Genomic DNA, 11,479 nt, shown 5'->3' with positions numbered 1-11,479 from the left:
CAGGCTACTGGTGGCGACCGCTGGCCTGCGGACGAGGGCCAGGGCCGGGAACGAGGAAGGACGACGGAACAGTCCCCCGCCCTGTTCCGCCGTCCTTCGGGTGGATTTTTGCAAAGCCGCGCGACCGCATGCTGTCGCCAATCGGACGTTGGCAGTAACCTGCCAGCAATGCTGATCACACCGCTGCTCCGCGAACTAGGTCTGGATTCCGGGGAGCAGGCGCTCTACCTGCGTCTCCGCCCCTGTTCCGGCATGTCGCTGGACGCGCTCGCACGGGACTGGTCGACCACCGAGGACGAACTGGCCGAGATCGTGCGCCCGCTGGTCGGATGCGGGCTGGTCGCCTGGGGTGATCCCCTGATCGTCCGGAGCCCGGCCCAGGCGCTCGCCGCCGGTCTCGAGGTGGAGCTCGCCGCTGCTCGCCGGGCGCTGACCGGGTTGGGCCGGGTGCGGGAGCTGGTCGAGCTGCTGCCGACGCTTCCGGCGGAGGACCCTTCCGTCCCCGGCCCCCGGCCCCTCCTCGGAGAGACGGTCGAGGAGGAGTCCGTCGAGCAGGTCCTGGTGTCGTGGTTGGGTCGGGCCGAGGGTGAGCTGCTGTGGTTCCGCCCCGGGCCCTGGCATCTCTACGACCAGGGCCTGGTCGCGCAGGCTGTCGCTGCCGCCGTCGCCCGGGGTGTGCGCTCACGAGCCGTCTACCCCGCGCGGGTGCTGGTGGAGGAGCCGCAGATCGTCCTGGCCCGTGCCGAGGCGGGGGAGGAGGTCCGTCTGGTCGCCGACCTGCCCAGCCCGCTGGGGATCGTTGGCGGAGTAGGTGCGATGCTCCCCGAGCCGTTCGGCGTTCCGCGCTCGGGACTGCCGGGCCACCCCGGCAACCGGCGGGTCCAGGTCCGGCAGCCGGCTCTGGTCGCCGCCCTCACCGGCTACGCGGAGGAGGTCTGGGAGCGGGCCGTCTCGCTGCCGGGCTCCGCTCGCGACCGTGCCGCGGCCGGGCGACACCGGCTCCTGCTGGAGCAGTTGGTCGACGGGGCCAAGGACGAGCAGATCGCACGAGCGCTGGGCCTCTCGCTGCGCACCGTCCGGCGGCGGATCGCTGCCCTGATGGAGGAGCTGGCCGTCGAAAGCCGCTTCCAGGCAGGGGTGGAGGCGGTCCGCCGGGGCTGGATCTGAGCCGTGGCGCGTGCTTCATGCTCAATGGCCGAGATGGGGTGTCGTGGGGCACACACGCACTCCACGACACCCCTAATCCTTTTGGGTGGACTTCTCCACCGATCAGCGGATGGTGACTCTGCCCTTGCGGAGCTGATGGCCGGCGTACCGGACGGTGACGTTGTATCTGCCGCGGGCCCGTGGCGCCTTGAGTACCAACTTCTTGCTCTTGACCGTCACCGTCGTCGTGATCTTCTTCTTGCCGCTCTTCCAGATGACCTGCAGTGACTGCTTGGCGGCGATTCCGGAGGTAGCGACCTTGGCCTTCGGATGCTTGCGCTTCCACGTCATCTTCTTGGGCAGTTTACCGACCTTCGCGAGCAGCGCCGGATAGGCGCCGTTGAGCGATCGGACGAACACCTGGCCCCAGCCGCCCGTGCCGACGGGGGTGAGGTTGCCGCCATGAGTCTCGAAGAGCACGTGTTGCCCGTCGCCGCTGATCGCCGACCTGCGGCTGCTCAGTGCGTTCTGACCGCCGTTCCTGCGCACGCTGACCCGGGTCGTTTGACCGGTCACGGCGTCGTGACGGAAGACGTCGGCCTGTCCGTTAGTGTCGCCAGCGACCAGATTGCTCGCGCTTGAGGTGAAGCTGATGTAGCGGCCATCAGCACTGATGGCCGGTGCCGTGCTGTGGGCATTGCCCCAAGCGCCAGTTGAGCTGCGGCTAACCGCGGCTGTGGTGCCGTTCACCAGGTTGTGCACATAGACGACGTCGATTGCCGCCGGGGCACCGGCGACCAATGCAGGCGTGTTCCGAGCCACGAACGCAATGCGCGTCCCGTCGGCGCTGAGTGCGGGTTGCCCGCTTCCATCTTCGCCGACCGGCACCATGGCTGTCGTTCCTGCGGTCCGGTCGCGGATGAAGATGTCCGGATCGCTGTTGGTGTCGCCCGGGACTACCGTCGAGCTGCCGGAGTGGAAGGCGACCCGCCTAGCGTGACGGCTGATGCCAAGCGAGGATGCAGGTAGGACGCTTTCTGCAAGCCCGTGCTGTCCCCGGCTGACCATCTCAAGTTCTCCGGTCACGGTGTCTTTGAGGTAGGCCTCTGTCGCCGTGCTGTCGCCGCTGACCAAGCCGGAGGCGCCGCTGACGAAGCCAACGTAGCGACCCTCGGGGCTGATCGCCGGCGACCCGGCGCCATAGGTGGACGGGCCGGGGATTGTCAACTGGGCGCCGTTGGTGCTGGTGCTGACCCGCGTTGTGGTCCTCGCCTTGAGGTCGCGTACGAAGATGTCTGACTTGCCGTTGGTATCGTCGGGAACCAGGTTAGTTGCGTAGGACTGGAAGGCAACGTACCGCGCATCGTCGCTCATGACAGGGTCAAAGCTGCCTTGGTTCGCCAGTTGGCCCCGGTGGCCTACGGACACCAGCGTGGTCGTCCCTAGCTTGCGGTCGCGCAGAAAGACTTGGACGTTTAGTGTGTGGTGCGTCTTCCCTGTCAGCGGGGCTGCCGACTCAATGAGCGCGTAGCGTCCATCTTTGCTCAGCGAGTCCCTCTGGATAGGTCGGTCGCCGAGCGTGCTTCCTCCGTGCCCGCCGTGAAAGCCGCCGGTGGTGACGCTGACACGGTCGGTGAAGGGCTTGGTGGTCGCGGCGGCGCTGGGGCTCGCGAGTGCGCTGCCGACGATCGCCGTCGCACTGAGCAGTGCGACGGCAGACATGCGGCGGAGGGTGCCTGGAGTACTAGTCTCGAGGGGACGCAAGAGATGGCCTTTCGATCAAGAGAGCGAAGGGCCACCATCGCCGGGGGTCTTACAGGTTTCTTAAAGCGCGCCATGAGCGTACGCGCAGCTGCTGAGTCGGCGACCATTGTTGGCGCTCAGCTCGTCGTGGGGGAGACGCGCGGCCGGAGCAGGCGGTAGGCGCCCTCCTCCACGTGCCAGGTGCGGCGGCGTACGGGACCGTCGATCTCGCCGTCGGCACTGCACCAGAACTTCTCACCCGAGACGCTCACCCGACTGCCGCGGACGGTGGTCACGTCGTGTCGCTCGGTGTGCTCCCCCCGCCCCAGACGTACGACGTACCCCAGCTGGGCGCGCCGGCTCACCGCCCGCGAGACCATCACGTCGGCCCGGCCGTCCGAAGGGTCGGCGTCCGGAGTCAGGGTGGTGCCGCCGCCGACATCGGAGCCGATCCCGACCGACACCATGAGCACCCGCTGGCCGGGCGGGTTGACGACCTCGCCGTCGACCTCCACCCGGAGCCGGAGCACCCGCGGGTTGATCGCCGACAGCACCGCGCCGATCGGGTAGCCGACCCGACCGAGTCCTACCTTGCCGAGCACCGACTTCACCCCAGCGCCGAGCCGGCCGGCTTCCGCGGAGACGCCGAGATGGACGTGGTTGACCACGACGTTGCCCGCGTCGTCGACCAGCAGGTCGGTCGGCGTGGGCGTGCCGGTGAGCACCGCCTCCGCCGCCTCCGCCGGGTCCAGGGGCAGCCCGGTCCCGCGGGCGAAGTCGTTGCCAGTGCCGAGCGGGATCAGGCCGAGGGTGTGGTCCCCCAGCTCACGCCGCCGGTGCAGGGTGGAGACCACGGCGTGGAGGCTGCCGTCGCCGCCCGCGACGACCAGGGTGCGACTGCCGGCGCGATGCAGGACACCGTCGAGCTCCCCGGGATTGCTGGTCTCCGCAACTTCCACGGAGCTCTTCGCACGGAGCACGTCCAAGGCGCGCTCCAGCTCTGCCGGATCGCCGCCGGCGCCCGGGTTGGTGATGACGAGAATCGGCTTCACCCGGAGAGCGTGCCATGAGTTCGCGAATCGTGGTCGGCCTGGGCCGAGGTGGTAGCGTGCGGGCGCAAGAGCCCCGTGCATTGCATCGGGGCTGTTTCTTTGTCTAAGGGGTGACTCCCAGATGCCCGCAGTTGTTGTTCTCGGTGCCCAGTGGGGCGATGAAGGCAAGGGCAAGGCCACCGACCTGTTGGCGACCTCCAGCCCGATCGACTACGTGGTGCGGACCAGTGGCGGCCACAACGCCGGTCACACCATCGTGGTGAACGGTGAGAAGTACGCCACCCATCTCCTGCCGAGCGGCATCCTCACGCCGGGAGCGACCAGCGTCATCGCGAACGGCGTCGTGGTCTCTCCCGAGGCGCTCTTCCGGGAGCTCGACGGGCTGATCGAGCGCGGCGTCGAGGTGGCGGATCTCGTGGTCAGCGCCAATGCACACATCATCGCCTCCTACCACTCGACGATCGACAAGGTCTCCGAGCGGTTCCTCGGGAAGAACCAGATCGGCACGACCGGGCGGGGCATCGGGCCTGCGTACGGCGACAAGGTCAACCGGGTCGGTGTGCGGGTCGCGGACCTCTTCGACGAAGACGTGCTGCGCACCAAGATCGAGGCAGCGCTCGACATCCGCAACCACGTGCTCACCAAGGTCTACAACCGCCGTGCGATCCAGGTCGACGCGGTCGTGGAGGAGCTGACGGCGTACGTCGATCGGCTGCGCCCGATGGTCGCCGACACCTCGCTGCTGCTCAACCGGGCGCTCGACGAGGGTAAGACGGTGCTCTTCGAGGGCGCCCAGGCGACCATGCTCGACGTCGACCACGGCACTTACCCGTTCGTGACCTCCTCCTCGCCGATCGCGGGCGGGGTGTGCACCGGTGCCGGCATCGGCCCGACCCGGATCGACCGCGTCATCGGCGTGATCAAGGCCTACACGACGCGGGTGGGCTCCGGCCCGTTCCCGACCGAGCTCTTCGACGAGGACGGCGAGAACCTGCAGCGGATCGGCGGCGAGATCGGCGTCTCCACCGGCCGGACCCGGCGCTGCGGCTGGTACGACGCGGTGATCGCCCGCTACGCCGCGCGCATCAACGGCCTCACTGAGTTCTTCCTCACCAAGCTCGACGTGCTCGACTCGTGGGCGCGGATCCCGGTCTGCGTCGCCTACGAGATCGACGGCGTGCGGGTCGAGGAGATGCCGATGACCCAGCCGGAGTTCGAGCGGGCGACGCCCGTCTACGAGTACTTCGAGGGCTGGCAGACCGACATCTCCGGGTGCCGTACCTTCGCCGACCTGCCGCCGAACGCGCAGGTCTATGTGAAGGCGCTCGAGGAGCTGAGCGGCGCGAAGTTCTGGGGGATCGGCGTCGGCCCCGGCCGTGAGCAGACCATCGTCGTCCACGACTGACCTTCGGATCGATCGGATCGTGGCACCCTGCTGGGGTTCTTCGGGAATGTCCTGAACGCGTCGCTTGTCTGGGCTAGGGTCTGGATCTCAGTCAGGTGGAGGGGGTTCGGGACGTGCTGGCCGCAGGCGTGCCCTGGGTCGGTAGGACCCGAGAACTGGAGCAGCTGGGCAAGGCGTGGGAGCGCGCGCCGTACGGCCTGCGGGTCATCACGATCACCGGCGAGCCGGGGATCGGAAAGACTCGCCTCGCCGCCGAGTTCCTCGCCGAGCTGAGCGGGCAAGGAGCCCGGGTGCTTCGGGGTCGCTGCCCCGAGTTCCTCGGCAGCGCCTTCACGCCCCTCGTGGAGGCACTGCGTGCGGATCTCGCTGGCCGTGGTCCCGCGGACCTGGTGCAACGTCTCGGCTCCGGAGCGGGCGAGCTCGTCCGACTGGTCCCGGAGCTCTCCGAGGCCGTCCCGCTGGCGAGGACGGAAGTGAGCGCCGACCCGGCGCTGGCGCGGATGCGGATCCTGGAGGCGCTGGCCGCTTGGCTCCGTTCCGCCGCGGCGACGGATCGGGTCTGTCTCTTCCTTGACGACGTGCATTGGGCAGACCCGGAGACGATGAGCGTCATCGAGTACCTCGTCGGCGCCTGCCGGGAGCTGCCACTGCTGGTGTTGCTGACATCGCGCGAACTCGAGTCGGCGCAGGCCGACGCCTTCCTGGCCGGCCCTCTGCAGCCCTCGGGAACGGTCGCCAGGATTCCGCTGACCGGGCTCAGCGATGACGAGGTCGACCGGCTCATCGGGGCCGAACTGCTGCTCGGTGGCGCGGCGCCGCAACGGTCCAAAGAGTTCGTGGGGCGGGTCCGTGACGTGGCAGGCGGCAACCCGCTCTTCGTGCGGGAACTCGCCCGTCAACGGGGCGACGGGCATGGGGGGTCGCGGGCGGGGGACGAAGCGTCCGCCGTGGTGCCAGCAGCGCTTGCTGACGTGATCCGTCAGCGGGCCGCTCGACTACCTGACCCGGTTCGCCTCAGCCTGCAGACGGCGGCCGTGATCGGTCGCGAGTTCGACCCCGCGGTGCTTGCCGAGGCGGTCGAGTTGCCCGTCAGCGAGGTCGACCGGCACCTCACGGCGGCGACAGCGGCGTCGTTGGTGGAGGAGCATTCGGCCGCCCCGCTGCGCTATCGCTTCTGCCACGACGCGGTACGGACCGCCTTGTACGACGGGCATGGTCCGTTGCAACGCGCCGACCTGCACCGCCGGGTCGGCGGGGTGCTGCAGAAGCGGGTGCCGGCCGCTGCCTCCGAGAGCCACCATCGCGCGCTCGGTCACCACCTCGGTCGCTCCGGTGAGCCCGAGCTGGAGCGGCGCGCGAGCATGCACCTGCGCCGGGCGGCCGAGCTCAGCAGCGACCGCCGCGGGCACGCGGCCGCGGCGCAGCTCTACTCTCGCGCTGAGTCTCTGCTTGGTGAAGGTGCGCCGGCTGCGGAGCGGTGCGACTTGATGATCGCCCGCGGCACGGTCGAGTTCTACGCCGGCATCCCGGCGTTCCGCGACACGTTGCTCGACGCAGCCCGCGAGGCCGCCAGGACGGACCAGGTCGACCAACTGGTGCGCGCCGTCGTCGCGAACCATCGTGGGTGGTACTCGAGCACGACCGGCGTCGACAGGGAGCGCGTCGAGCTCATCGAGCTGGCGCTGCTGCGCTGCCCGCGCGAGGACTCGGAGGCGTTGGCCAGGCTCAACGCGATGTGGGCGATGGAGAACGTCCGCGATCCAGGGGAGCGAGCAAGGGTGTTGGAGCGCAGCATCGCGGCTGCGACGATCGCCGAGGAGGTCGCCGACCCCGACCTGCTCATCAGCATCCTGTGTGACCGCTTCTCGGTGATGTACGCCAGCTTCGAGAACCCGCGTGGATGCGTCGAGCTGGCCAAGCGGATCGAGCAGCTGGCGCGCACCAGCGGCGACGAGGGGCACCTGCTCAACGCCGCAGTCGCTGTCGCACAGTCCACGATGATGACCGGCGACTTCGCCACCTCCGATGACGCGCTGGCGTTGGCCGAAGTCCTGGCAGCCCGGGTTCACCGACCGGTCCGGCTCTGGTTGGCCCAGGTCTGGATCGCTACGCGGACGGCGATGCGCGGCGACCTGGAACGCGGCGAGAGCCTCGCCGGTGCGGCCCTCGAGTACGGCGTCTCGTTGGACCAGCCGGACGCCTTCACCTGGTATGCAGGGCAGCTGTTCAGCCTGCGGTTCCTCGGGAACCGGATCGCGGAGCTGGTCGACGCCATCGAGGAACAGGTCGCCGAGCACGCCGCTGCGGTACCCGCCTGGCAGGCGGGCCTCGCCTATGCGTTCGCCGTCGTCGGCCGTACCGAGGAGGCGAAGCAGATCGTCTCGGAGTTCGCCGCCCAGGAGCTCGGGCAGCTGCCGTACGACATGATCCGGCTCCCCGGCTTGGCCTTCTTGGCCAGCGCGGTCGCAGCCCTGGAAGATCGCGGGACCGCGCGGATGGTCTACGACGCCCTCGCCCCGTACACGACGATGTTCGCCCACAACGGCACCGTCGACGCCGGACCGATCGACCTCCATCTCGGCGCTCTGGCAGTCACCCTCGAGGACCCGGCGCTGGCCCGGGTCCATCTCGCCGACGCCGCCTGGCAGTGTGAGTCCGTCGGAGCTGCCGCGTGGCAGCCACACGTGGACCACTGGCTCCGCGCTGCCGAAGCACTCACCGCTCGTCGCGCCTCGCACTATCTTGCGCAGGGCCAACGCCACTGGTTCGTCGGAGAGCAGCTTGCGGCGTACGGGGCCTATGACCACGCTTGGGAGATCGCCGCCGCGGAAGGCGCCCACACCGAGGCGGCGCGAGCGGCGGTCGGACCAGAGCTCGACCACGAGTCGACGGGGCAGCGCGCGATGGAATCCGCCCGGCGCTGCGCTGCTGTGCTTCCGCACCTTGCCCCGCACGAGACGGCGCTCCGCAGGCAGGTGCTGCTGACGATGGCGCTGGCCGAGTTCGCCACCGATCCAACCCGCGGCCGGGAGTCGGTGCAGCGCGTTCGACGCTCCGCCGATCAGAGTGCCACGGGCGATCCGGTCGCCGAGCTGACGCAGCTCGTGGCGGAGGCACTTGCCGCAGGTCCCTTCGAGCCGAGGGCCGACCGGCTCGTGACGGCACAACGGATCCTGACCGAGGTGGAGACCCAGAACATCCGGTGGCTGGCCAACGCCGCGTACTTCCTGCTGCTCTCCGCGTTGTTGGAAGCCGGTGAGACCCCCGCCCTCGACGCCGCGTTGAGCTGGCGCAGCAGCTTCCTCACCAGGATGCCGCATCTGATGACCGGCCGGATCCGGGGCCGGTTCCGGTGTGCTCGCGCGCTCCTCGACGGGGACACGGACCGGGCCGCCGCGATCGCGGCGGAGCTGCTCGCCGACACGGAGGCGGTCGATGACGGCGGAAGGAGCGGGGCATGGCTCGCCCAGAGCGCGGTCATCGCCTGGCAGCGAGGTGACAGCGCAGCCCTCGAGTCCCTCTTCCTGCGGGCTCGACAGGAGGAGCCCCACGAGCCGCTGTGGCCGACCTCGCTGGCCTGGCTCTGGCAGAGCCAAGGTCGCGCGGATGCTGCTGCCGCGCTGGTGGCGCTGCTGCCGGAGCCGGCCACGCTCCTGCAGGGTCGCAACGGACTTGCGACCCTGACGGTGTGGGCAGAGCTCGCCCGCGTGACAGGCGATCGCGGACGCATGACGGAGCTCCTCGAACTGCTTGTCCCTCACGCCGGTCGTGTCGTCACGATCGGTTCTGGTCTCGTGTTCTGGGGCACGGTCGATCGACCCCTCGGGCTGGTGCACGAGTGCCTGGGTCGGCCAGCGCAGGCACGTCGTCATCTCGAGGCGGCACGGGACCTGTGCCTACGGGTCGGCGCCCAGCCGTGGCTCGTCGAGGCCCAGCTGACGCTTGCGGAGTTCGGCGACCGTAACGCCGATCCCGACCTCGACGTCGCGGGGCTGGCAAGCCAGGCACTCGCCGGAGCGCGGCGGATGGGAATGCCAGCCCTCGCCGCGTCGGCCCAGCGCCTCCTCGACGCTCGGGCGACCGCCGAGGCGCACGAGGGACGCCTTCCGGCCGTGGCGACGAACCTTGTGGAGAACGCAGCCGAGGGTCGGACGCAGATCCGTGTGCTCGGAGGATTCGCGGTGGTGGGTGCTGACGGCAGCCACGTGCGGTGGACCTCGCGCAAGGCACGGACCCTGCTGAAGTACCTGGTCGCCAGCCGTGGCGCCGCCGTACACAGGGAGTCGGCCATGCACCTGCTGTGGCCGGACGAGGAGCCTGAGAATCTCGCCAATCGGTTCTCGGTCGCCCTCGCGACCGTGCGGCGGGCACTGGATCCGGCGCGGGCCGCCGCGACCCAGCACCATGTCCAGCTGCACGACGATCTGCTTCGGCTCAATCTCGAACACCTCGACATCGATCTCGACGAGTTCCATGCGCTGGCGGTCTCGGGCGATCGTGCCGCGTTGAGGAAGGCGCTGAAGCTCTACCGGGGTGACCCGTTTGCCGACGAGGCCGATGCGGAGTGGACGCTCGGGGTCCGTGCGCAGGCGCAGTTGGCAGTGCGGCACGCCACCACCAGGTTGGCGAGACTGGAGGCGGAGCGCGGCGATCTGATCGGTGCGGCGGGACTCTTCCGGAAGGTGTTGGCGGACGACCCCCACTCCGAGGCGGCGGGACGGGGACTTGCCGGCGTCCTCAGGGCGCTGGGAGCTCACGCGGAGGCGGACCAGGTTGAGGCTGGCATGGCCGAGTTCGCGCCGGGCTGACGCTGTCGCATCGGTGGCGCAGGTGCCGACTAGACTCCGCGCACGTGAAGACCTTGGTGATCGGCACTGGCGGCCGCGAGCACGCGTTGGCGCTCGCCCTCTCCCGGGATCCCGCGGTGAGCGAGGTGCATGCGGCACCCGGCAACCCGGGGATCGGCGCCTTCGCCACGCTCCACCCGGTCGACCCGATGGACGGCGCCGCTGTGGCTGCTCTCGCGGTGGAGGTGGGTGCCGAGCTGGTCGTGGTCGGCCCCGAGGCGCCGCTCGTCGCCGGTGTCGCCGACGCGGTCACCGCAGCCGGGATCGCCTGCTTCGGCCCCTCGTCCGCCGCCGCTCAGCTCGAGGGCTCCAAGGCCTTCTCGAAGGAGGTCATGGCAGCCGCGGGGGTGCCCACGGCGGGCTCGCGCGTCTGCACCACTCCTGACGAGGTCGCGGCTGCGCTCGACGCCTTCGGGGCGCCGTACGTCGTGAAGGACGATGCGCTCGCCGCAGGCAAGGGCGTCGTGGTCACGACCGACCGCGCTGAGGCACTTGCGCACGCCGCGGGTTGCGGCCGCGTGGTCGTGGAGGAGTTCCTCGACGGTCCGGAGGTCTCCCTCTTCGCGGTCTGCGACGGTCACGCGGCCTACCCGCTGCAGCCGGCTCAGGACTTCAAGCGGATCTTCGACGGTGGCCGCGGGCCCAACACCGGCGGGATGGGCTCCTACTCGCCACTCCCGTGGGCGCCGGACGACCTGGCCGCCACCGTGATGGCGCAGGTGGTCGACCCCACGCTCGCCGAGATGGAGCGCCGGGGCGCGCCGTTCGTCGGCTGCCTCTACGTCGGACTCGCCCTGACCGACGACGGGCCCAAGGTCATCGAGTTCAACTGCCGCTTCGGTGATCCCGACATTCAGCCGGTCCTGGCGGTCCTGGAGTCGCCGCTCGGCGAGCTGCTGCTGGCTGCTGCCCGAGGCAGGCTGCCCGAGATCGCTCCGCCCCGCTTCCGTGACGGCGCCTCCGTGACCGTCGTGTTGGCTTCGGCCGGCTACCCCGAGTCGTCCTCGAAGGGCGACGTCATCACCGGCGTCGGCCGTGCCAACGGGGTCGCCGACGTCGACGTGATCCACGCCGGCACCGCCGTCACCGGATCCGGCGGTGAGCAGGCGCTGGTCACCGCCGGCGGCCGGGTGCTCGCCGTCCGTGCGCTCGGGTACGACGTCGCCGACGCCCGCGCCCGGGCCTACGCAGCCGCCGACCTGATCTCGTTCGACGGCATGCAGCGGCGCAGCGACATCGCCGCCGAGCCGCTCGGCGTGACCGAAGGCGCCTCCCTCCGCGACTGA

6 protein-coding genes are annotated in these 11,479 nt (G+C 70.0%); 4 read left to right on the top strand and 2 right to left on the bottom strand.

The window, feature by feature from the left end:
* Nucleotides 1–168 precede the first annotated feature (168 nt).
* Nucleotides 169–1,167 (top strand): helix-turn-helix transcriptional regulator, encoded by a 999-nt coding sequence (locus DNK54_RS10475; RefSeq protein ID WP_110206893.1) that lies wholly within the window; start codon nucleotides 169–171, stop codon nucleotides 1,165–1,167.
* 102 nt (nucleotides 1,168–1,269) lie between these two features.
* On the opposite strand, the gene DNK54_RS10470 is transcribed toward DNK54_RS10475, so the two are convergent.
* Both DNK54_RS10470 and DNK54_RS10465 read right to left on the bottom strand, forming a co-directional pair.
* Nucleotides 1,270–2,868, bottom strand: a complete 1,599-nt coding sequence (locus tag DNK54_RS10470; RefSeq protein WP_110206892.1) for a TolB family protein — start codon at nucleotides 2,866–2,868, stop codon at nucleotides 1,270–1,272.
* A 158-nt stretch (nucleotides 2,869–3,026) separates the two neighbouring features.
* Complete coding sequence (locus tag DNK54_RS10465; RefSeq protein WP_239460023.1) at nucleotides 3,027–3,941, bottom strand: diacylglycerol/lipid kinase family protein; 915 nt, start codon at nucleotides 3,939–3,941, stop codon at nucleotides 3,027–3,029.
* Between the two features lie 121 nt (nucleotides 3,942–4,062).
* On the opposite strand from DNK54_RS10465, the gene DNK54_RS10460 reads away from it, so the two are divergent.
* The 3 genes from DNK54_RS10460 (at nucleotide 4,063) to purD (ending at nucleotide 11,479) form a co-directional block, all read left to right on the top strand.
* On the top strand, nucleotides 4,063–5,346 hold the full coding sequence (locus tag DNK54_RS10460; protein ID WP_110206890.1) for an adenylosuccinate synthase: 1,284 nt from the start codon (nucleotides 4,063–4,065) through the stop codon (nucleotides 5,344–5,346).
* Between the two features lie 95 nt (nucleotides 5,347–5,441).
* Nucleotides 5,442–10,154, top strand: a complete 4,713-nt coding sequence (locus DNK54_RS10455; RefSeq protein ID WP_162602397.1) for an AAA family ATPase — start codon at nucleotides 5,442–5,444, stop codon at nucleotides 10,152–10,154.
* A gap of 44 nt (nucleotides 10,155–10,198) precedes the next feature.
* Nucleotides 10,199–11,479, top strand: a complete 1,281-nt coding sequence (gene purD, locus DNK54_RS10450; RefSeq protein WP_110206888.1) for a phosphoribosylamine--glycine ligase — start codon at nucleotides 10,199–10,201, stop codon at nucleotides 11,477–11,479.

The organism is Nocardioides daejeonensis (genome assembly GCF_003194585.1).
Lineage (GTDB): Bacteria > Actinomycetota > Actinomycetes > Propionibacteriales > Nocardioidaceae > Nocardioides > Nocardioides daejeonensis.
Note: the sequence above shows the minus strand (reverse complement) of the source record. Positions and strands in the feature narration are given on the sequence as shown.